This window comes from Hymenobacter norwichensis DSM 15439, assembly GCF_000420705.1.
In the GTDB taxonomy this organism is placed as follows: Bacteria; Bacteroidota; Bacteroidia; order Cytophagales; family Hymenobacteraceae; genus Hymenobacter; species Hymenobacter norwichensis.
In genome coordinates, this window is the sequence record NZ_ATVL01000009.1 from 1 (window position 1) to 22,806 (window position 22,806).

At 57.9% G+C, this 22,806-nt stretch carries 16 protein-coding genes; 7 read left to right on the forward strand and 9 right to left on the reverse strand.

What is annotated here, in order from left to right; translation table 11 throughout:
- Nucleotides 1–10: 10 nt before the first annotated feature.
- A protein-coding gene (locus tag G536_RS0115140) for an IS5 family transposase (protein ID WP_425402139.1) occupies nucleotides 11–765 on the reverse strand; the annotation gives its coding sequence in 2 pieces (ribosomal slippage) (nucleotides 11–435 and nucleotides 435–765; 756 coding nt in all).
- A 370-nt stretch (nucleotides 766–1,135) separates the two neighbouring features.
- Between G536_RS0115140 and G536_RS0115150 the strand changes: the two genes are divergently transcribed.
- The 3 genes from G536_RS0115150 to rhaM all read left to right on the forward strand — a co-directional run bounded on the left by G536_RS0115150 (nucleotide 1,136) and on the right by rhaM (nucleotide 5,673).
- Nucleotides 1,136–2,194, forward strand: coding sequence for a glycoside hydrolase family 88/105 protein (locus G536_RS0115150; RefSeq protein ID WP_245575848.1), 1,059 nt, complete (start codon nucleotides 1,136–1,138; stop codon nucleotides 2,192–2,194).
- Between the two features lie 243 nt (nucleotides 2,195–2,437).
- Nucleotides 2,438–5,302 (forward strand): glycosyl hydrolase, encoded by a 2,865-nt coding sequence (locus tag G536_RS0115155; RefSeq protein ID WP_022824453.1) that lies wholly within the window; start codon nucleotides 2,438–2,440, stop codon nucleotides 5,300–5,302.
- Between the two features lie 56 nt (nucleotides 5,303–5,358).
- Nucleotides 5,359–5,673, forward strand: a complete 315-nt coding sequence (gene rhaM / locus G536_RS0115160) for an L-rhamnose mutarotase (RefSeq protein ID WP_022824454.1) — start codon at nucleotides 5,359–5,361, stop codon at nucleotides 5,671–5,673.
- An 830-nt stretch (nucleotides 5,674–6,503) separates the two neighbouring features.
- Here the strand turns inward: rhaM and G536_RS0115165 are convergent.
- The 7 genes from G536_RS0115165 to G536_RS0115195 form a co-directional block, all read right to left on the reverse strand.
- Nucleotides 6,504–7,070, reverse strand: coding sequence for a LutC/YkgG family protein (locus G536_RS0115165; protein ID WP_026880219.1), 567 nt, complete (start codon nucleotides 7,068–7,070; stop codon nucleotides 6,504–6,506).
- A gap of 108 nt (nucleotides 7,071–7,178) precedes the next feature.
- Complete coding sequence (locus tag G536_RS0115170; protein ID WP_022824456.1) at nucleotides 7,179–8,546, reverse strand: lactate utilization protein B; 1,368 nt, start codon at nucleotides 8,544–8,546, stop codon at nucleotides 7,179–7,181.
- Nucleotides 8,543–9,283, reverse strand: coding sequence for a (Fe-S)-binding protein (locus G536_RS0115175; protein ID WP_022824457.1), 741 nt, complete (start codon nucleotides 9,281–9,283; stop codon nucleotides 8,543–8,545). Before G536_RS0115175 ends, G536_RS0115170 begins: the two co-directional genes overlap by 4 nt.
- A 149-nt stretch (nucleotides 9,284–9,432) precedes the next feature.
- On the reverse strand, nucleotides 9,433–10,770 hold the full coding sequence (locus G536_RS0115180) for an FGGY-family carbohydrate kinase (RefSeq protein ID WP_022824458.1): 1,338 nt from the start codon (nucleotides 10,768–10,770) through the stop codon (nucleotides 9,433–9,435).
- 12 nt (nucleotides 10,771–10,782) lie between these two features.
- Nucleotides 10,783–12,063: a sugar isomerase gene (locus G536_RS0115185; RefSeq protein ID WP_022824459.1), complete on the reverse strand. Its 1,281-nt coding sequence runs from the start codon at nucleotides 12,061–12,063 to the stop codon at nucleotides 10,783–10,785.
- Between the two features lie 195 nt (nucleotides 12,064–12,258).
- Nucleotides 12,259–13,350 carry a GntR family transcriptional regulator gene (locus G536_RS0115190; protein WP_022824460.1) on the reverse strand — a complete coding sequence of 364 codons (1,092 nt, stop codon included), beginning with the start codon at nucleotides 13,348–13,350 and terminating at the stop codon, nucleotides 12,259–12,261.
- A 477-nt stretch (nucleotides 13,351–13,827) separates the two neighbouring features.
- The gene (locus G536_RS0115195) at nucleotides 13,828–15,936 is read right to left on the reverse strand and encodes a bifunctional rhamnulose-1-phosphate aldolase/short-chain dehydrogenase (protein ID WP_022824461.1); all 2,109 of its coding nucleotides are present in this window, start codon (nucleotides 15,934–15,936) and stop codon (nucleotides 13,828–13,830) included.
- 238 nt (nucleotides 15,937–16,174) lie between these two features.
- Here G536_RS0115195 and rhaT point away from each other — a divergent pair, with 238 nt between their 5' ends.
- From rhaT to G536_RS0115215, 4 genes are all read left to right on the forward strand, one after another.
- Nucleotides 16,175–17,293, forward strand: a complete 1,119-nt coding sequence (gene rhaT / locus G536_RS28130; protein ID WP_022824462.1) for an L-rhamnose/proton symporter RhaT — start codon at nucleotides 16,175–16,177, stop codon at nucleotides 17,291–17,293.
- Between the two features lie 146 nt (nucleotides 17,294–17,439).
- Nucleotides 17,440–19,494 carry a rhamnogalacturonan lyase gene (locus G536_RS28135; RefSeq protein WP_071837737.1) on the forward strand — a complete coding sequence of 685 codons (2,055 nt, stop codon included), beginning with the start codon at nucleotides 17,440–17,442 and terminating at the stop codon, nucleotides 19,492–19,494.
- Between the two features lie 92 nt (nucleotides 19,495–19,586).
- A complete protein-coding gene (locus tag G536_RS0115210) occupies nucleotides 19,587–20,354 on the forward strand; it encodes a rhamnogalacturonan acetylesterase (RefSeq protein ID WP_022824464.1) in 768 nt (255 codons plus the stop codon).
- A gap of 80 nt (nucleotides 20,355–20,434) precedes the next feature.
- Nucleotides 20,435–21,241, forward strand: coding sequence for a rhamnogalacturonan acetylesterase (locus tag G536_RS0115215; RefSeq protein WP_022824465.1), 807 nt, complete (start codon nucleotides 20,435–20,437; stop codon nucleotides 21,239–21,241).
- Between the two features lie 183 nt (nucleotides 21,242–21,424).
- Here G536_RS0115215 and G536_RS0115220 read toward each other — a convergent pair whose 3' ends face one another.
- Nucleotides 21,425–22,795 carry a glycoside hydrolase family 88/105 protein gene (locus G536_RS0115220; RefSeq protein ID WP_022824466.1) on the reverse strand — a complete coding sequence of 457 codons (1,371 nt, stop codon included), beginning with the start codon at nucleotides 22,793–22,795 and terminating at the stop codon, nucleotides 21,425–21,427.
- Nucleotides 22,796–22,806 lie beyond the last annotated feature (11 nt).

Genomic DNA, 22,806 nt, shown 5'->3' on the forward strand with positions numbered 1-22,806 from the left:
CTAGGGAGTGTTAACAGTCGCGTAACCAGAGGACGATTGCGGCAAGATGAACAAAGGCCAGAAAATGCGCATCCAACTTGTCATACCGAGTAGCTACGCGCCGAAACTGCTTGAGGCGGCTGAAGAGTCGCTCCACGGAATGGCGTTGGGCGTAGCGGGCCGCGTCGTAGGCCCGCGGGTGGCGGCGCTTGCGCCGGGGCGGAATCACGGCGTGTATGCCGCGGGCCGCCAGGGCGGCTACGAGCGGGTCGGAATCGTAGCCCCGGTCGGCAAGCAGGTAGGCTGGGGCCAGCCCATCGAGCAGCGGCAAGGCCTGCGGAGCGTCGTGGCGCTGACCGGCTGTCAGGCCCAGGCGCACGGGCCGGCCGCGGGCATCGCTCACCACGTGCAGTTTGGTAGTCAAGCCGCCGCGGCTGCGTCCGAGGGCTTGCGGCCCGTTTTTTTGCGCGCCCCGCTCGCGTGCTGGTGGGCCCGCACGGTAGTCGAGTCGACCAGCAGCGTGTGCAACGCGTCGTCCTGTTGCACGGCCGCCAGCACCCGGGCCCACACGCCCGAAACGGTCCAGCGCTGGAAGCGCGTGTACGTGGTGTGCCAGTTGCCCCATTCGGCCGGCAAGGCCCGCCACCGGCACCCGTTACGGGCTAGCCACAGCACCGCTTCCACAAACCGGCGGTTGTCCTGCCCGCGGCCACCTTTGGTGCCGACTCGCCCTGGCAGCAGCGGCGCAAGCCGCGCCCACTGCACATCGGTCAACAAATAGTCCATGTCCCAAACATAATACCTACTGTTAACACCTCCTAGTCCGTCATGCAGAGGCGGAGCCGAAGCATCTCGCGTGCTGACGTTGCCAGACCAGACCAAGCGACGCCACGCGAGATGCTCCGCCTCTGCATTGCGACATTGACGCAATTAACGGTCAACCCGCACAGTACAGGACAGCTTACGGAAGCAGCCTTCCTTCCTTCAACCCGTTATTCGCAAGCCACCCACCGTGCCTGCGCTCTTTAATCCACCCACTTCCACCATGCTGAAAATCCCGACAAGCCGTTTGATAAACCAGTATCCACGTTGGAAATCCTTGTTGCTGGGGGCTCTGCTGACCACTTCAGTTACGGTAGCCACGCAGGCCCAGAAGATGCCGAAGAAAAAGGCCGTGCTCAAAACCATGCGCCTCACCAACAGCTATTTCATGAAGAAGTGGCCGGATACAGGCAAGGAAATCGTAACCAACAAAGCGCGCCCTAGCCACATCTGGACCCGCGCCGTGTACTACGAAGGCCTAATGGCTCTCCACGGTATCGACAAGCAGAAGCAATACTACGACTACGCCGTGGATTGGGGCGAAAAGCACCAATGGGGCCTGAACAACGGCGTTTCCACCCGCAACGCCGACAACCAGTGCGCGGGCCAAACCTACATTGCCCTCTACGAAATAGACCCCAAGCCCGAGCGCATCCGCGACATCAAGGCCAGCATCGACCTGATGGTAAACAGCCCGAAGGTGGATGATTGGTGGTGGATTGACGCCCTGCAAATGGCTATGCCCGTGTACGCCAAACTGGGCGTGATGTACAAGGACACCGCCTACTACGAGAAGATGTACCGCATCTACAACTACTCGAAAACGGTGCACGGCGGCAACGGCCTCTACAACCCGCAAGACCAACTCTGGTGGCGCGACAAAGATTTCGTGCCGCCTTATAAGGAGCCCAACGGCGAGGATTGCTATTGGGGCCGCGGCAACGGCTGGGTGGTAGGTGCTATGGTGCGCGTGCTCGAAATCATGCCCAAAGACGCCCCCCACCGCGCCGAATACGAGCAGATGTATATGAACATGATCAAGGCCCTGCCGCCCCTCCAGCGCCCCGATGGCTACTGGAATGTCAGCCTGCACGACCCTACGCATTTCGGTGGTAAAGAAGTAAGCGGCACGTCGTTGTTTATCTACGGTATGGCCTGGGGCATTAACAACGGCCTGCTTGATGCCAAGCAGTACCAGCCCATCATTGCCAAAGCCTGGAACGCCATGGCCAAGGAGTGCGTGCACCCCGACGGCAAGTTGGGGTACGTGCAAGGCACCGGCAAAGAGCCCAAAGATGGCCAGCCCGTCAGCTACACCAGCACCCCCGACTTCGAAGACTACGGCCTCGGTTGCTTCCTGCTGGCCGGCAGTGAAATTTACAAGATGAAGTAAACCAGCAATGAGAGACGCAAATTATTGCGTCTCTCATTGCTGATACTAGATCTGGAAAGCTAGTTCCCCTCCTTTTTTGAGGAGGGGTTAGGGGTGGTAAAATCGTTGAACGACCCGCCAGAATCTAATTAGCCCTAACCTTCTAGCTCTAGCAAACCACCCCGGCCTGCGGCCACCCCTCCTTTCAACAAGGCGGGAAACTAGCTTTCTAGCTTACAAGCACCCCACTTGCCTTTCTGACTTATGAAAACTCCCCTCGCGCTTTCCCTGCTTTTCGCCGCTGCCCTCACCCAAAACACTGCTCAGGCGCAGGCGCCGAAGTGGCCGGAAATCACGCAGCAAACCAAACCCTGGACGCGCTGGTGGTGGGAGGGCAGCGCCGTGAACAAGCCGGACCTCACGCGCCTGCTCACTCAGTACCAGCAGGCCGGCTTAGGCGGCGTGGAAATTACCACGATTTACGGCGTGAAGGGTGCCGAAGACCAGTTCATCAACTTCCTGGAACCGAAGTGGATGGATATGCTCACGCACACGCTCACCGAGGCGGGCCGCTTGGGCATGGGCGTGGATATGGCGCAGGCTTCGGGTTGGCCTTTTGGTGGGCCCTGGGTGACGTCGGAAGACGCCTGTAAGTACGTGGCCTCTCAGACCTACTCGGTGAAAGGCGGCGAGCAGCTGAAAGAGCCGGTGCGCTTCATTCAGCAGCCGCTGCTGCGCATGATTGGCCCGCGGGTTGACATTAAGCAGCTAGTCGAGCCGATTGCCAAGAATCCCGATTTGCAGCTCCGCGCCTTCGACCAGGTGCGCTTCGAGAAGCCGCTGCCGTTGCAGACGCTCATGGCGTATTCTGATAAAGGTGCGGTGCTGGATTTGACCAGTAAAGTAGCCGCTGATGGCAAGCTGAACTGGACTGCGCCGGCCGGCAACTGGACCCTCTACGGCGTGTTCCAAGGCTGGCACGGCAAGATGGTGGAGCGCGCCGGCCCCGGCGGCGAAGGCGACGTAATCGACCACTTCTCGAAAACTGCTACCGACAACTACCTGCGCCACTTCGACCAAGCCTTCAAAGGCCGCGACGTGAAGCCCATCCGCGCCTTCTTCAACGACTCCTATGAGGTAGATGACGCGCAGGGCGAGGGCAACTGGACGCCCCAGCTGTTTGCCGAGTTCCAGAAGCGCCGCTCCTACGATTTGCGTCAGCACCTGCCCGCGCTGTTCGGCAAGGCGTCCGACGACGAAAACAAGCGTGTGCTATCCGATTACCGGGAAACCATATCGGAGCTGCTGCTCGAAAACTACACCAAAACCTGGGCCACCTGGGCCAAAACCCACGATGCGCTGATCCGCAACCAGGCTCACGGCTCGCCAGCCAACATCCTGGACCTTTACGCCGCCACCGACATTCCGGAGACGGAAGGAGAGAATTTGGTGCGCATCAAGTTTGCTTCGTCGGCGGCGCACGTTACGGGCAAGCCGCTCACCTCAGCCGAGTCGGCCACTTGGGAAAACGACCATTTCCTGTCCAAGCTCTCGGACGTGAAAAAGGCCATGGACCGGATGCTGCTCGGCGGCGTCAATCACACGTTCTACCACGGCACCAACTATTCGCCGCAGGCCGCTGCGTGGCCCGGCTGGATATTCTACGCCGCCGTGCACTTCAACCCCAACAACACATTCTGGACCGATTTCGGCCAGCTCAACAAGTACGTAGCCCGCTGCCAGTCATTCATGCAAGCCGGCAAACCCGCCAACGACGTGCTGGTGTACCTGCCCATCTACGACTCCTACGTGCGGCCCGGCAAGGTGATGTTGCAGCACTTTGATGGCATCGAGCACGGCTTCAAAGGCCTGCCTGTAGAAGACGCCAGCCAGGTGCTGCTCAAGCGCGGCTACGGCTTCGACTATATTTCCGACAAGCAGCTGCTGGGGGTGAAAGCCGCGGGCAACACCCTGCAAACCGGTGGCACCAGCTACCGCACCATCCTGGTGCCCGATGCCAGCCTGATGCCGCTGCCCACCTTGCAACAACTCGTGAAACTGGCCGAAGGCGGCGCCACCATCGTCATGGAGAACAAGCTGCCCGCCGACGTGCCCGGCCTCGGCAGCCTCGACAGCCGCCGCGGTGCCTTCCGCAAACTGCTGGCCCAAATCAAGCTGACAGCCAGTAAGCAAGCCGGCGTACAGCAAGCCACGGTGGGTAAGGGCCGCATTCTAGTGGGCAAAGACGTAGACCAGTTGCTTGCGCAAGCTGGCCTGAAGCGCGAGAAAATGGTGGATACCGGCCTGGAGTTTGAGCGCCGCCGCCACGCCAAGGGTCACTACTACTTTGTAGCTAACTGGGGCGACAAGGCCATGAATGGCTGGCTGCCGCTGCAAACTGCTGCCAAATCGGTGGCGCTCTACAACCCCATGACCGAAAAGTTCGGCATGGCTTCTACGCGCACGGCCGCAGGCGGCATGCCAGAGGTATACGTACAGCTGGCCCCCGGCGAGTCGTGCATTCTGGAAACCAACGAAACTGGTGCCACTGGCCCAGCTTACGCTTACGTGAAACCGGCCGGCGCACCGCAGCCCATCAATGGCACTTGGAACGTCCAGTTCGTGTCGGGTGGGCCAACCTTGCCCGCACCCATCAAGACCACCAAGCTGGACTCCTGGACCACGCTAGCGGGTGAGGCTGGGCAGAAATTCTCGGGTACGGCCACCTATACCACTACTTTCCCAACCCCGCAGGGTACGAATGCTGGCTACCTGCTCGATTTGGGCCGTGTAGCGCAGAGTGCCCGCGTGCAACTCAACGGCAAGGAACTGGGCACGCTCATCGGGCCGGTGTACCAGGTGTTCGTGCCGAAAGAGCAGCTGCAAGCAACCAACAGCCTGACCGTTACGGTCAGCAACGGCATGGCCAACCGCATCATCGACATGGACAAGAACCACGTTGAGTACCGCAAATTCTACAACGTGAACGTGGCCGCCAAGCTCAAGGAAAACCGCAACGAGCAGGGCTTGTTCACCGCCGAAAAATGGACGCCACAGGAATCGGGTTTGCTAGGCCCTGTTACCCTGACGCCTACTGCTTCGGCTTCTCAACCAGCCAAGGTGCAGTAGAAAAGCCTGACCGTTTAGGAAATCAACGAAACCATTCCGTCAACCATATCCAAGCAATGGAAGAAATAGCCTTCACCATGCAACTCAAGCCGGGCAACGTGGCTGAATACGAGCGTCGGCACAACGAAATCTGGCCGGAACTGACCGAGGCCCTGCAAGTAGCCGGCATCCGCGACTATTCCATCTACCTCGATTCGGCTAGCGGCACCCTGTTCGCGGTTCAGAAACGCACACCCAACCACACCGCCGACCAGCTGCCGACGCTACCCATCATGCAACGTTGGTGGGCCTACATGGCCGATTTGATGGAAACAAACCCCGATAACTCTCCGGTGGTGAAACCGTTGGAGCGTCTGTTTCATCAGGCGTAGAAAGCAGTAGTAGCATATTATAACAGAAGAGGCCCATGGCACTTAGCGCCATGGGCCTCTTCTGTTTGTCAACGAAATAGTGAGTACTAACTTTTTTTTAGATATCAGGAGGGTGCGGGAGGGTTGTATAGTGGAGTTTTGGCAGCTTTGAATGTGAGTGAAGTTTCTTTCAACTGACGCGTGGCAGAACCGGGCATTGCGGCCGTGGGAATCCGTCTTACCCTACCCTGCCACGCGTTAAGTTGAAAGTTGTAGCCCGAAGATTTGCATTCCCGACCGACTGCACCCATTGCCTAATGAACCGCTCTTGCTGTTTTTGTTGCTTGCTTGGCTAAGCTCGTTCACGGACCCAGCACAATCCGCTACCGCCGTTGTTGGCCCTGTCTGGGCAAGCAAGCCGGCGCTAAAACCACCCCTTCCAGCAACCCATTTTCTCAATCAATACATACAGCATCATTGACAACGGCAAAACGCTGAATATTAAGCGTAGTTGAAACGCAAGTGCTGCTGTAAAAAGCTATAGTATCAACTACAAAAGCACTCAACATCAGGCCAACAGCCAAAAAATAACAGCCGTGCAAAACAGCGCCGGCACCAAGTTTTTAGAGTGAAGAAAAGTGAGTTGGAGAAGCTACTTCCGTTTGGGGGTAGCTTCTTTGGTATGCGTTGGGTGCTAAAGCATAATCCGTTTCGCGTAACTCATCGAACAACGCGAATTAGAGTATTAGCTAAACGCCCGGCTGAGGGTTTGTGAACAGCAAAATATAATGGGGCCTCATTCCATGACAAACTTGGAATGAGGCCCCATTATATTTTGCTGTTCACGCCGCCTAATACAGCAGCACTATCAAGCTGCGCGCTCCGTGCGCCCCAATCACCAACGACTGCTCGATGTCAGCCGTTTTGGAAGGACCGGCCACGAAAGCGCCGTAGCCGCCCGTAGAGGGTAGCTGCGCGTAGGCTTGGTGCATGGTGGCCACGATACGCTTGTGGTCGAGCACCAGCACTAAATGCTGCGTGATGGTGGGCAGGGCGCGGTGCATCATGTTCGCTTCGGGCAGCCAGATAGCGCCGTTTTCCGCCACGCCGATTTCACCGGGCAGCACTGCCAAATCCACATCGGCCAGCACTTCGGTGGTCGTGAGGGCATCAACAGGGAGCGTACCGGGGAAAAGGGGAGAGGCCGAAATGCGGGAGTCGGGAAACAGCTGCGTTAGTACCTGCTGTAGTTGCTCAGGCCCTTCCAGCCATATCACTTGGCCCCCAATGCTGGTCAGAACTTCCGTAAACCGTTCGGCCGACGCATCGCCTTCAAAACTAGGGACGGTGGGCAGCAGGGTTTCCTCTGGTTTGTTGGCGCGGGCAGCGGCCAGAATTTTCTCGCGTGAACTACTCAAGGGCGATAGTGAAATTGTGAAGTGGTGAAATGGTGGACTGGTGAGTTTGATGTTCGGTTTGCGCCACTTGTGCAGAGTGAACATCAAACTCACCAGTCCACCATCTCACTATTTCACCTGTTGTTGCTTGTACCATTCGTGGAAGCTCTGCTTGGGCGGCTCCGGCAGCTCACGGGCCACGGCCCACACGTTGAAGTGGCGGGCGTGGGTGAGGCTGTAGGGCAGAAACTTAATGCCGTGGCGGGCCAGCTTACCACCGATGCCGAGGGCGCGGGGGCTGGTCAGGAAACGACCCATCAGCTTCATGCTCCACTTCTTGGAGGCCGGTATTTCGTTGGCTTCGGCCAGCACCTGCCGCCACTTGTAGAGCTGCGTATGGATGTCAATCTTGACGGGGCACACATCGGAGCAGGAGCCGCACAGCGTGGAAGCAAACGGCAACGAGCTGTGCTTCTTCATATCGATGTTCGGCGACAGGATGGACCCAATCGGGCCCGGCACGGTGGCATCGTAGGAGTGGCCGCCGCTGCGGCGGTATACCGGGCAGGTGTTCATGCACGCCCCGCACCGGATGCACTTCAGCGACGCCCGGAAATCGGGCCGGCCGAGCTGCTTGGTGCGTCCATTGTCCACGATGACAATGTGCATCTCCTTGTCGGCGGCGGGCTTGGTGTAGTGCGAGGTGTAGGTGGTAACGGGCTGCCCGGTGGCACTGCGCGCCAGCAGCCGCGTAAACACCGACAGGTCGGAGAGGCGCGGAATCAACTTCTCGATGCCCATGGCCGCAATATGCACGTGAGCCAGGTTCACGCCCAAGTCCGCATTGCCTTCGTTGGTGCAAATAACTATCCCGCCGGTTTCGGCCACCGCAAAGTTGACGCCCGAAATGGCTACTTCCGCCGCCAGGAACCGGGCCCGCAAATGCTGGCGGGCGGCTTCAGTCAGTACCTGTGGGTCTACTTCACCTTTGGCGGTGCCTAGGTGCTGGAAGAACGTTTCGCCTACATCCTCCTTTTTCAAGTGAATGGCGGGCAGCACCAAGTGGCTCGGGGCCTCGTCGCGCAACTGAATGATTCGCTCCCCCAAGTCGGTGTCCACTACTTCAATGCCGTTGGCAATCAGATGCGGATTCAGGTGGCACTCCTCGGTCAGCATCGATTTGCTCTTGACGATGCGCGTAGCGTTGTGCTGCCGGATGATGTCGAGGATGATGGCGTTGTGCTCGTCGGCATCGGCGGCCCAGTGCACGTGCACGCCGTTGCGCTTGGCTTGCTCCTCGAATTGTTCGAGGTAGAAATCCAGCTTGCTGAGCGTGTGGTTTTTGATTTGGGAAGCTAGTTCGCGCAGGTCCTGAAACTCAGGCACGGCGTACACCGCTTTGTCGCGCTTGGTGCGCACAAACCAGAGCGTTTCGTCGTGCCAAGTGGTACGGTCGGCATCCCCAATAAACTTAGCGGCGCGGGTGGCGTGGTTCATGAGATAGTTCCGTTAAGAATTTCGGCGGCGTGCATTACGCGCATCGGCAGTTTGCCGCGCCGCACAATGCCTTCCAAGTGCATCAAACACGACATGTCGCCGCCGGTAAGCACGCTGGTGCCGTTGCGCAGGTGGTCGGCTACCCGGTCTTGACCCATGCGCGCCGAAATGGCGGCTTCCGATACGCAGAATGTACCGCCAAAGCCGCAGCATTCGTCGTTGCGGTCCAAGTGGGTTAGCTCAATGCCCTCTAAAGAGCCCAATAGCTGCCGCAGTTGTCCGTCGCGCACCGGCGTCATTTCCGATTCGTTGGCTTGGTGCAGGCCGCGCTGGCCGTGGCAGCTCAGGTGCAGCCCCACCCGGTGCGGAAACGAGCCAGGTATTTCCTTCACGCCGAGTACGTTGTAGATAAAGTCGATTAGGTCGTAAGCCGAGGTGCGAACGTGCTGCACATCAGACGTTTGTTCCAGCTTGTCGAAGTGCTTGCGCACGTGGTACACGCAGCTACCGGAAGGGGCCACCACGTAGTCGTATGCTGCGAAGGTGTCAACGTAGTGCCGGTAGATGGGCAGGGCATCCCGTTCGCAGCCACTGTTGGCCAGCGGCTGGCCGCAGCAGGTTTGCGCGGCCGGAAACTCCGCGCGTACGCCCAGCTTCTCCAGGAGCTGCAACGACGCAATACCCACCTGTGGGTAAAACTGGTCGACGTAGCACGGCACGAATAAGGCGACTTTCATCTTTTGGTAGTTGGTTGTTTGTTGACAGCAGAACGTCATGCTGAGCTTGCCGAAGCATCTCGCGTGCTGACGTTGGGTTAGTAATCCGACGTCAGCACGCTAGATGCTTCGGCAAGCTCAGCATGACGTTCTGTTTATTTTACTGTCAACTAGTTGAACAGCAATTGAGTTTTTTTCCAAGCTTCGCCTTGTTCCAAGTGCACCAGCGCGCCGAGGGCCGTGGCCTGCGGGACTTCCAGCGTGCGGATTTCCGCTTTGGGGAAGTTCCAGCTTAGCGTTTGCATGAACAGCGGGTTGCGGGCAAAGCCACCATCTACGTAGATGATTTTCTCGCCCTGCCACACCAAATGAATGGATTCTAGTAGCAGGTTGATCAGGCCGTGCATAAGGTGCTGATACGCATCGGATGCCGTGCGGAAACCGGTGATGTCCCACTCGGCGGCAGGCTCATTGGGGAACGGGCCAGTACCAGCCATACACGCCGGCTTGAAGCTGGCTGAGGCTTCGTCGTAAGGACGGGCCAATACCAACGAGTGGTAGAAATCAGGCTTGACGTGGAAGTGTGCGGCAATGCGCTGCACCTGGTAGTCATGCTCCCGGCCCAGGAATACGCGGGCGGCACGCATAGGCTGGCCGCGGGGCGTCAGGAAGCTTAGGCTGTCCCGGCGCAGTAGCTCCGGCGTAAGCGGCTGGCTGTTGAATGGATTGATGGTGACGGACCACGTACCGGTAGAAACCAGCACGAACGGCTCATCGGTTTCAGCTAGGTAGGGCATTACGGCTGCCGAACTGTCGTGCATGCCTACGCCCACCATAATACCATCTACCACCGAGGCAATAGAGTCTTTGGTGAGCGGGGCTAGCTTCTCGTCAATGCCCTCGCGGCGCACCCAATCGTGGTATTGTCCCTGCTCAAAGTCCCAGAGGTTGGTGTGGCAACCCACCGAGGTGAAGTCACTGAACTTCTCGCCCGACACTAAGTACGACATGTACTGCGGCAAATGCAGCGACGTGTGAATGCGGGCGTACTGCTCCGGCTTGGCGTGTTTCAACCAAAACAACTGCATCCCCGAGTTGAGCATGCCCATCTGCGGCGAGCAGGTTTCGGCGGCCAGTTCTTCCGGCGACTGCGCTAGCATGTCGTAGAACTTCTTGCTGATTTCCTCAGGCATCGGCTTGAGGTAATTGTAAAGCGGGAGCACCGGCTGGCCCTCAGCATCGAGGTGCACGAAGCTGGCACCGTAGGCCGTGAAGTTGACGCCCTTCACGGTGTAGTGTGGGTGGTTGCGCAACTCCTTCCAATGGTCCTGCACCCACTGCGTCAGGCGGGGCAGATGGTCGCACACAAACCCGTCGTCATCGAGGGCATCGGTGCACACGTGCTGCTGCTCGTCAATGATTTGGCGGTCCTCGTCGAACAGGATCAGCTTCTTGTTGGTCTTGCCAATGTCAAATACTGCGTAGATACTCTTCTTTTTCGTGGCCATGAGGAGCAGGGCTTACAAACCGGTGGACAAGCTGAGTTTGCCGCGCTGCTGAATCAGCTGCTCGCGGACCCCCGCGGCGCGGTAAGCAGCCACCGGACGAAGTGCTCCGCCGGCCCGCTGATACGCCTCGGCCACCAGCGGCCGAACGTCGGTCAGGAAGGCGTCGCGCATGATTTCCTCGGCCCGTACCACGTCGTTGTTTTCCTGGGCCTCATACAAGGCGGCGCGGTCTACTAGCAACGCCTTGGCGTAGGCGCTGAGGATGTTTTCCACGGACTGCAACAAATCTTCCAGCGGGTCTTTCACGTTGTGGCTGGCGTCAATCATGTAGGCCACCGTGGGGTTGCTCACCGCTTGGTCGCGGGCAGCATCTACCAGCTCGTTGAAGATGAGGAATAGCTGGAACGGCTTGCTGCTGCCGGTGGTCAGGTCGTCGTCGCCGTACATCGAGCCGTTGAAGTGGAAGCCACCCAAGCGGCCAAACTGCTGCAAGCGGCCCACAATCTGCTCGATGTTGGTGTTCGGCAAGTGGTGGCCCAAATCCACCAGCACGTTGGCGTTCTGGCCCAGCGACTGGCACAGCGAGTACGACGTGCCCCAGTCGGGAATAACGGTGGAGTAGAAGTTCGGCTCGTAGGGCTTGTACTCAATCAGCATGTTCCAGTCGGAAGGCATGGCCTCGTAGATAGCCGCCAATGACTCTTGGGTGCGCAAATACGCGCGGCGCAAGTGCTGCTGCCCAGGGAAGTTCGAGCCATCGGCCAGCCACACCGTCAGGGTTTTGGCGTTCAGAGATTGGCCGTGCCGGATGCAGTCGATGTTGTGCTGAATAGCCTGCTGGCGGGCACCTTCTTCGGTGTTGCTCAGCGAGCCAAACTTGTAGGAGTAATGCTGGTCTTTCTGGTCTTGGAAGGTGTTGGAGTTCACCGAGTCAATCACCAGTTTCTGCTCGCTGAGCTGCTGCTGCAAACCGGCAATGTCCTGCGGAATATCCCACGGAATGTGCAGCGAAATGGAGTTGGACGAGCCGTTGAGCTGGTGTAGCAAGCCCACGTCGTTGATTTTCTCTTCCAGGTTGCGCGGCTCGCCACCCAGCGGGAAACGCCCAAACCGCGTACCGCCTGTACCCAAGGCCCAGCTCGGAATAGCCACCTGAAAATCAACGAGCTGCTGCACTACCTGGCTGGCGTCTAGCTGGCGGCGGCTCAGCGCATCGGACAGGAAGTCGAACTGGAGCTTATGCTCCTCCAGTAGGGGCTGGTTGAGGTCTTGAATGCGGGATGCAGAAAGCATAGGGAAGAAGTAATGAAGAGTGAATCAACTCGTCGTGCTAAAGCAGAGAAGTCGGATTCATTCTGTAGTGGCGGGACAAGGATTGAGACAACAAAGTAGCGCTTCAACCCTGCATAAACTGTTATGAACTCTCCTGTGTGTCGTGTTTTTTCCTGGGATTAGCCTGTTTACTGGCGCTCCGGGGCTGTTGCGAATTTAGAGCGAACCGCGGCGGATGGTGTAGAAGGGGTTCTTGACTTTCACCCGTTGCTTATCGAGCAGCAGGGTAGCGGCCGTGCGGCCCATAGCCTCGAAATCGGTGGTAATAACCGTCATGTTCAGCAGCTCTTTCAGCGGGGTTTCGTTGAACGAAATGACGCCCACTTCCCGGCCCAGTAAGTAGCTGGTCTGGCGCATTTTCTTCACCAGTTCCACCAAATCGGTTTCCCGGATAACAACGTACGCGGTACCCACTTGCAGTACCTCGTTCATAGCGTTTTCCACTACCGCAAACGTCTTGTTGTGCAACAAACAGAACGACCGAAAACCCCACGGTAGCTCCTCGGGGTGGTTGGCATCGGAGGGCAGAATGAGCACCAGGCGGGAGTACTTTTCCAGCAGGTCGGCGGTGTTTTCCAGCGCCCCGAAAATGTCCTTGTCGAAGTCCTGAAACACCCGCAGGCAGTCGTGCTTGAGGTCCGGAATATCCTTGTCGAGCAGCACCAACTCCTGCGACGGAATGGTGTTCAGAATGTTTTGGTAGGTAGCTTTGGGCGTGTCCAGCGTGAAGTGCGGCATCACCACGTAGTAGTTGTACTTGCCCAGGCTTTTCTCGATGATTTCCTGAAACAGATTCACGTTGTAATGGTGAATCTGGAGGTCAACGGTAGCCGATTCGCCGAGGGCCTCCAGGAAGGCATAGTAGATGATTTTCTTGTAGGAACTGAGCTTATTGAATACCAGCAGAATCTTCAGCTTGGTGTTGTCGTTGGCCTGCACGTAGTAGCCCTTGCCTTGCACCGACGTGATAAAACCTCGTTCCCGCAACTCTCGGTAGGCTTTTTCCACTGTGTCGCGGGCCAGATAGTATTCCACGCTCAACTCGCTGATGGAAGGGAGTTGGTCACCATTTTTCAGTAGTCCCCGCTCAATATCCGTAATCACCGATTGCACAATCTGCTTGTACTTCGGGGTTTTGTCGAGGGGCTTCAGCTGAAGCTTGTAGAAATTGGGGCTAAGCAATGTTTCTCGGTGCTCAACTAAACCGGCCCCGAGGTTTCGGTCGCGGGAAGCTGATTTATAAATCATGGTGGAAGAAAGGGCTTGTGGGACTTTGAGCGGCGGAGTCAGCTATTCCATACAGAAAACAGAAGGGATAAATATGAGAGCAACAAGTAACTCAGCTGAAAGCAAGTGAGAAACTACTTGGCTGGCCTTAGGTCCTTAAGACCTTGTTCATTCCAAACAGACAGTGAAAATGAGGATCAGATGCTTGAAAATACTGAAAGGAACTTGTTTTAGCAGTGAAAAGGCCAGTTTTCCTCGGCAAAAATCAACGGGAACGTTGCCGGAAAATACATTGGATTGATAAAATATTGATGGTTGGCTGCCAGATACTGTCCGGTTTAGCTGGTTGAGCAAACAGAATGGCAACAAAAAACCCAGCAAACTGAAAACGTATCAGTTTGCTGGGTTCTACTATTAGTTTTTACCGTCAGCCGGCTTATTCCCGAGTCTGGCTGCAAGAACCACTTGGAACTAAACGAGTGAGACTACTAGGTGTGCTTAGCGCACGAAGGCCATGGCCACGCCGCCGTCCACGTTTAGCACGTTGCCCGTTGATTTGCTCAACGAGCCATCCACGAATACGCGGACTGCTTTGGCAATGTCTTCGGAGAGCAACTCTTCGCCTAGCAAGGTGCGCTTGGCGTAGTGAGCAGGCAGCTCTTCCACCGAAATACCATAGGCTTTAGCGCGACCCGCAGCCCACTCACCTTCCCAGATTTTCGAGCCGCGCAACACGGCATCAGGGTTGACGGTGTTTACGCGGATTTTGTCGGCACCCAGCTCAGCGGCCAGCAGGCGGCTCATGTGCAGTTGAGCGGCTTTGGCCGTGCCATAAGCCACGTTATTGGGGCCGGCTACCAGCCCGTTTTTGCTGGCAATGTTCACGATGTCGCCACCGAGAGCTTGCTGACGTAGGATGGTTACGGCGGCCTGGCTTACCAGGAACTGGCCTTTCACGAGCACGTCGTTGAGGATGTCCCAATCGGCTTGCGTGGTGTCGGCCAGGGGCTTGCTGATGCTCAGGCCGGCGCAGTTCACGATGATGTCAACGCCACCGAACTGAAGCACGCTGGCCCGCAACGACTCAGCAATGCTGTCGGCATCGGTCACGTTGATGGCGGCCGTGAGGGCGCTGTCCTTGCCGAATTGCTTGCGCAGGTCAGCCTGGGTTTCTTCCAGCCGGTCGCGGTCAACGGCCACCACGCAGGCGCCGAACTTCAGCAGCTCCTCGCAGATGGCTTTACCGATGCCGCCGGTGCCGCCCGTCACGTAGGCCACCTTGCCCGACAGGGCTTTAGGCGGGGCCATACGCTGAAGCTTAGCTTCTTCCAGCAACCAATATTCAATGTTGAAAGCTTCCTGCTCAGCCAGGCCAGTGTATTCGCTCACCGCCTCAGCGCCTTTCATCACGTTGATGGCGTTGGTGTAGAACTCGGCGGCAACGCGGGCGGTCTGCTTGTCTTTGGCGAAAGAGAACATACCCACGCCGGGCCACAGGATAATTACCGGGTTAGCATCACGCATGGCCGGCGAGTTGGGGTGCTTGCTGCGCTCGTAATATGCTGCGTAGTCCTGGCGGTAGGCGGCAAACTGCTCCTGCAAGTATTCCTGCACGGCAGCCAGTGGCTGGCGCATGATAGCCTCGTCGAGAACGAGCGGGCGGATTTTAGTGCGCAGGAAGTGGTCGGGGCAGGAAGTGCCTTTCTGGGCCAGGCGGGCCAAGTCGTGCGAGTTCACAAACTCCAGCACGCGGGCGTCGTCGGTGTAGTGGCCTAGCATGCGGCGGTGGCCCGAGGCCAGGCCACGTAGCACGGGCATTACGTCGGCAGCCAGGCGGCGGCGAGTAGCTTCATCAGGGCCGTTTTCCAGCTTCACACCACCGAAAACGGGGGCTTTTTTACCGTAGTTGGCTTCCAGATACGTAGCCGCCATTTCAATCACCTCCAGAGTGTTGATGTACGACTCGTAGCTGGTGTCGCCCCAGGTGAAGAGGCCGTGTCCGCCCAGGATAACGCCGCGCAGGCCGGGGTTGTCGGCTACAATCTTCTCAAGCTGCAAGCCTAGGTCGAAGCCCGGCTTCTGCCACGGCAGCCAGCCCATCGTGTCGCCCCAGATTTCCTTCATGATTTGCTCACCGTCTTTGCTGGCGGCAATGGCAATCAGGGCATCGGGGTGCAGGTGGTCGATGTGCTTGAAGGGCAGCAGGCCATGTAGCGGCGTATCAATGGAAGGCGTGGCGCACTTGGGGTCGAAGAGGCAGTACTCGAACAAGCCTACCATCTCATCTTCGTGCTCCAGGCCGCGGTAGCGGTTCTTCAGTGCGTGGAGCTTGTCCACGTACAGGTTGGCGCAGCCGGCTTTGGTGAGTGTGCCAATGTCGCCGCCCGAGCCCTTCACCCACATCACGGGTACCGACTCGCCAGTAACGGGGTCGGTTTCAGTGATTTTGCAGGAGGTATTACCGCCGGCGTAATTGGTGAGCCGCAAGTCGGCCCCAAGCAGGTTGGAACGGTAGAGGAAAAGGGCTACTTCGTCGCCGGCGAGTTCAGCCGCCTTCGTCTCATCCCATAGGTAGCTGACGTGCTGAAAGGTGAGCGTTTTTTCCATAGTGGTGCTTCTGATGAATTTGCCAGAAAACAGTAAATAATTACTTTTCAGCAAAGTACCGGGTTGGTTCGAGGCTAAACCTCCTGCACTCTCCTGCTTGCCAGTAAAATAATTATTAGCCTTGCCGCATGTTTAAAAGTAAGTCTTCACTAGCCGAAAGCTTTTCTGAAGTAATTCAGGAGAGCACAGGACAGTGTACGACTATAGGTAAAGCAGATTTGTTGAAAATCGTACGACTATGGCAGTAATCTGGGGAGTTATTTTTCACGCGTTGGGCGGCTTCGCCTCCGGCAGCTTCTACCTACCCTACAAAAAGGTGAAAGGCTGGTCTTGGGAAAGCTACTGGCTGGTGGGTGGCATCGTATCGTGGCTGCTGGTGCCGTGGCTGCTAGGCTTCCTCACCATTCCCAACCTGACCACCGTACTCAGCCAGACGGATAGCTCGACGTTGTTTTGGGTGTATTTCTGGGGTGTACTTTGGGGCTTTGGGGGGCTGACCTTCGGGCTGGGTATGCGCTACCTGGGGCTGTCGTTGGGCATGGCGGTTATCATGGGACTGTGCGCGCTGGTTGGTACGTTGGTACCACCCATCTGGGGCGGCACGATCGTGCAACTATTGAGTACTACCTCCGGGCAGGTAACGCTGTTTGGGCTGCTGGTCTGCCTAATTGGAATTCTGATTTGCAGCCGGGCCGGGATTATGAAGGAGAAGTCCCTGACGGCCGAGCAGAAAAGCGAGTCGATTGCCGAGTATGACCTGAAAAAAGGCCTGCTGGTGGCCGTGTTTTCGGGTATCATGAGTGCCTGCTTCGCCTTCGGGCTGGAAGCCGGCCAGAAGATTGCCGACTTAGCCGTGCAGCAAGGCGCCGACCCCTTGTATAAAAACAACGCCATTCTGGTGGTGATTCTGCTCGGCGGCCTCACCACCAACGCGGTGTGGTGCCTGTACCTCAACCTGAAAAACAAAACCTACACCGACTACTTAAACCCCTCGTATCCGGCGCTACGCAACATCCTGTTCTGCGCTACGGCGGGCACGCTGTGGTACTTCCAGTTTTTCTTCTACGGCATGGGCGACACCCGGCTGGGTGTGTACCGCTTCTCGGGCTGGACACTGCACATGGCGTTTATCATTGCTTTCAGCTCGATGTGGGGCATCTACCTGCACGAGTGGCGCGGGGCCAACAAGGCCACCATGCGTACCGTGTCGTTTGGCATCCTGACGGTGGTGTTGTCCACGGTTATTGTGGGCTACGGCAATTACCTGGGCTCAGAAACCTCTACGGAAGCTACGGCTACTACCCGTAATACCAAGCCCCTAACGCAGGTTTTGGTGGAGCCGTCTGTGGCCCGATAGGGTAGCCGATGCTGCTACGTATCAGCAGACTTATCAATTGAAATAGCCCGGTATACTACTGGGCTATTTCGATTTTCAGGCACTGCCCGAAATGCTTTTAATTGGTTGGAAACCAGAAAAACTGCTTGAGCAGCAACGTAATTACAATGGGTGAAAAATATGGTTTTCGGTTCTGGAAAGCAATTCGTCTGCTCAGTGATGTAAGGGTGGGTTTTGCGGTTTGCCTGACCGTATGTAGTGGCTTATTAGCGGCCACCACTGCCCGCGGGGTAGAACCACAACGGCAACCACCAGCCGCTACTACGTCGCCCCAACTGGAACAACTCGGGCGGGGTGTAGTGGCCGTGCGACAGGAGGGCGGTGGCGTGTTTGTAAGCTGGCGGCTGCTGAATACGGACCCAGCCGGCGCGGCTTTTCACGTCTACCGCCAAACGAAAGCCGGTAAAGCTACCAAACTGACCAGCCAGCCGATTAGCGCCAGCACCAATTGGGTGGATAAAACCGCCGACGCTACTTCCGCCTACACGTATTCGGTGCAGTTGGTTAACGCCAAAGGAACGCCTATAGCCACGCCGGCCGCGCCATCTGAGCAAGCGGCGGTGTGGGCACAGAACTACCTGCGGGTGCCGCTGAAGCGCCCAGCCGGTGGCTCGGTGAATAGTGGTACTGCCGAAACCAGCGAGTATACCTACACTGCCAACGACGCTTCAGTGGCCGACCTAGATGGCGACGGGCAATACGAAATTGTGCTGAAGTGGGAGCCGTCCAACAGCCGCGACAATGGTTCCAGCGGCATTACGGGACCAGTGCTGCTTGATGCCTACAAGCTCGACGGCACGCAGCTCTGGCGCATCAACCTAGGCCGAAATATCCGAGCAGGGGCGCACTACACACAGTTTCTGGTGTATGATTTTGATGGCGACGGCAAGGCCGAAGTGGCCTGCAAAACGGCCGATGGCTCGGTTGATGGCCGGGGCACTGTCATCGGCGACGCTGGCAAAGATTACCGCAGCCTCACCGTACCCACCGATGCGCGTGCCGTTCAGAGTATCCGCGACAAAACCTACGGCCGAGTGCTGGCGGGCCCCGAGTATTTTACTGTATTCAACGGCCTGACCGGCGCTGCTATGGCTTCGGCCCCGTACGTATCCAGCCGCGACCCGCTTGATGGGTGGGGCGGCATTGGGGGCAACGGCGGCAACGACAACCACGGCAACCGTGCCGACCGGATGCTAGCTGCCGTGGCGTACCTGGATGGCGTACACCCCAGCGCCGTAATGTGCCGGGGCTACTACGGCCGCTCGGTGCTTGCTGCCTGGGACTGGCGCAACGGTAAGCTCACACAACGCTGGGTGTTCGACTCGCAAAACGACAAGAACCCATTTTCAGGCATGGGCAACCACGGGCTCAGCGTGAACGACGTGGACTTCGATGGCAAAGACGAAATTGTGTATGGCTCGATGGTGGTGGATGACAACGGCACGGGCTTGTTCAGTACGGGCTTGCGCCACGGCGACGCCCTTCACGTCAGCAACCTCGACCCTAGCACCCCCGACCTGGAAGCCTGGGGCGTACACGAAAACGAGGAAGAAGTGCCCGGCCACGAAAACGGCCCCGGTGCCGCCCTCTACAACGCCCGAACTGGTAAAGTGCTCTTAACCAAGCTGCCCGGCACCGACGTGGGCCGGGGCATGGCCGCCGACATCGACCCGCGTTACCCAGGGGCCGAATTGTGGGCCAGCAACGGGGAACTGGGGTTGCTTTCCTGCCAGGGTGAGCGGATAGGGCCAGCTCCCCGCGCCGTTAATTTCGGTATTTGGTGGGACGGAGACTTGCTGCGCGAACTGCTGGATGGCACTACTATTTCCAAGTGGGACTACCAGGCGGGCACCAGTTGGCCGCTGCTCGATGGTAAGCTGCTCGGGGCGGCGTCCTGCAACGGTACCAAAGCCACGCCCTGCCTTAGCGCCGACCTGTTTGGCGACTGGCGTGAGGAAGTCGTCTGGCGCAATGCTAACAACGAGGAGCTGATGATTTTCACAACTACCATTCCCACTAAACACCGCTTCGTGACGCTCATGCAGGACCCCGCGTATCGGGTGGCCGTGGCGCGCGAAAACGTGGGCTACAACCAACCACCACACCCTAGTTTCTACTTGGGCGAAGGCATGAAAACCGAGTCGGTAAAAGTTGGCAAGTAAATAGCGTACTGTGGCTTGCTGAGTGGATAACAAATAGCAACCTGCTAGCTGGCTCCTAGTAATCAACCAATATTCCTCATCAACATCCTCCTATGACCAACAAAACCTACGTCGTCCTGCTGGCCCTGCTCTGTGTGCTGGTGGGCTTCATGAAGCCTGTTAAGCCCACGCTTTACCTCATCGGCGACTCCACGGTGCGCAACACCAACGCCCCGCAGGCCGGCTGGGGCAGCGCCATTGCTGCCTACCTTGATACCACCCGCATCGGCGTATCCAACAACGCCATGGCGGGCCGCAGTACCCGCACCTTTATTTCGGAGGGCCGTTGGGACAAGGTACACGCCGCCTTGAAACCTGGTGATTTTCTGATTATGCAGTTCGGCCACAACGAAGGTAGCGTGCCCGATACCACCAAGGCCGGCCGCCGCGGTGTGCTGCGTGGTACCGGCGAAGAAACCAAGGAGCTGGTGTGGCCCGATGGCCGCCAGGAAACGGTGCACACCTACGGTTGGTACCTGCGCAAATTCATTCGGGAAGCCAAGGCCAAAGGTGCTACGCCGCTGGTAGCTTCTATGATTCCGCGCAACGAGTGGCAGGACGGCAAAGTGAAACGCGCCGGCAACGACTTCGGCAAATGGGCCGCTGAGGTAGCCCAGCAGGAAGGCGTTGCTTTTATCGACTTGAACAGCCTCACCGCCAATAAGTACGATAAGCTAGGCCCCGACGAAGTGAAGAAGTTCTTCCCCGGCGACCATACCCACACCAACGAAGCCGGTGCCCGCCTCAACGCCGAATCGGTAGTAGATGGTGTCCGGGCCAACAAGAAAATAGCCCTCAATAAATTTCTCGCCAAGAAGTGAAGGACGTGAAGTGTAGCGTGGAAATCCTGTGATTTTCGTGCGACACTCTGCTTCTATATTCAGTTAAGTAAACCAACAGCATGCAACGCACCAAATTCATTGTTTTTTACAGCTGCCTGCTGCTAGTAGGCCTGTTCTCGTTTGCCAGTGGCCCCCGTGCAGCTCGAAAGCCAACACTGTTTCTGATTGGCGACTCGACGGTGAAAAACGGCAAAGGCAAAGGCGACGGAGGTTTGTGGGGCTGGGGTAATTTCTTGCCGGCATACTTTGATACCACGCACATTTCGGTGGTAAACAATGCCCTCGGTGGCACCAGCAGCCGCACGTTCCGCACCAACGGCCTCTGGGAAAAGGTACAGGTGAACATCAAGCCCGGCGACTTCCTGATTATGCAGTTCGGCCACAACGACAACGGCCCGCTGGCCGATACAGCGCGGGCCCGCGGCACCATCAAAAGCAACGGCGAGGAAAGCCAGGAAATCTACAACCCCATCAAAAAGCAGCAGGAAGTGGTGCACAGTTACGGCTGGTATCTGCGCCAGTTCATTGCCGAAGCCAAGGCCAAAGGTGCTACCGTGTATGTGTGCTCGCCCATTCCGCGCAACACCTGGACGGCCGGCAAAGTCAACCGCGCCGCCACCGACTACGGGCAGTGGGCCGCCGAGGCCGCCAAGCAAGGCGGCGCCTACTTCATCGACCTCAACCGCATTGTGGCCGACAAATACGACCAGGAAGGCGAGGCCAAAGTGCGCAGTACCTACTTCAACACCACCGACCACACCCACCCCATTGAAGCCGGGGCCCGCTTCAACGCCGCTTCTGTCGCCGAGGGTCTGCGCGGCATCAAGAAGAATCCGCTGGCGAAGTATATGGTGAAGGGCAGGTAGCTTACTCCAGGTTGTGGTGTGCTTCGCGGAGGCTGGCCCGTCTGTCCACTTTTTGGCGGTCTGCCGGGTTGCCGTATGCTGCTGTTGGTGTACGTTGCTAGTTCGCTATGCGGTTCTAACAACGACCGGTCTGCTGGCAAAAAAGCCAGCAGACCGGCAACTGCTTGTGCGTGAGAGCAATATTTACTTGGTGAGCTGCACCGAGCTGTCGTTGATTTCGGTGGGGTGGAGTTTCAGGAGCCGGATGATTTCGGCGCCGGCCAGTACTACGGGGCCGTAGCCGTGGGCGGCGTACACGTTTACGGGGCGGTAGTAGTAAAATGCCGGGTCGAAGCCCATGCCGGTGCCTACGCAGGTGCCTTCCACCTGGCCTTTGCTGTTGACCTTGGTGCTCACCGCATTCCAGGCCAGCAGCGCCATGGGGCCGTAGGCTTTGGCATCGAGCCAGCCTTGGTTGATGCCGTGAGCAATGGCGTAGGCGTAGATGGCCGTGGCGGAGGTTTCGAGGTAGGAATCGTTGCGGTCCAGGAGTTGGTGCCAGAAGCCGCTGCCAGCTTGCAAGGCGGCCAAACCCTTGGCATGGGCTTTTAGCTGCGCCAGAATGGCCGGCCGGCCGGGGTGGTTTTCAGGTAGCACGTCCAGGATATCCACGGTGGTCATGAGGGCCCAGCCGTTGGCGCGGGCCCAGTGGAACTCGGGGTGCACGCTCATTTCCTGCACCCAGCCGTGCATATACAGCCCCTTCTGCTGGTTGAACATGCGCTGCGAAAACTGCGTGTACTGCTTCACCACTTCGTCGTAGTAGCGTTGCTCGCCCGTTAGCTTGCCCATCTGAGCCAGTGCTGGCAAACTCATGTACATGTCATCAAGCCAGAGCGTGTTGGGCTGGGGACGGTTGCGGGCCAGGGTGCCATCCGAAAGCCGAAACTCCTTGTTCATGATGTAGCTCACAAACCCATCAATGAGGGGGCGGAGTTCGGGCGAATTGAGGCCGGCCCGCTGGGCTCTAATCATGGCCGCCGTGAGGGCCCCGCCATCATCCAACGCGTGCGGATTCAGATAGCCCCGCATCGGGGTTGGTGCTTTCGGATTAGTGGTTTGAAAGTCGCGGTAGTAAGGTGCCAAGTCCGACAGAAACTTCAGGCGGCTGAAGGTGTAGTCGGTGTACTTTTTGTCGCCGGTTACCTCGCCCGCCAGCAGCATCCCCGAGTACGTCACGCCCCACTCGTAGCTGGTCAGCCGGAAGTCGCCGGGCTTGATGATGGCCTCGGGATTGAACTTGGCGCGGGTGCTGACGGTGGCATTGGTTGTTTTGTCAACCAGTTCGGCGGGCGTGGCGGCGTTTAGGTAGGCATACACCCGGTCGAGCACCTGCTTCACTTCCTCGGGCTTGGTTTTGCCGTACGGCACCGGATAGTCGGGCTGCAAGAGGTGCAGCGGCGTGGTGGTGTCGTTGGTTTTGGCAGGGGTTTTCTGGGCCAGCAGCGGGGTGGTTGCCGCCAAGGCCAGACCAAGCAAACCAGCCTTCACGGTAGCAGGGGCACTGAGTTTCATACAGGTAACAA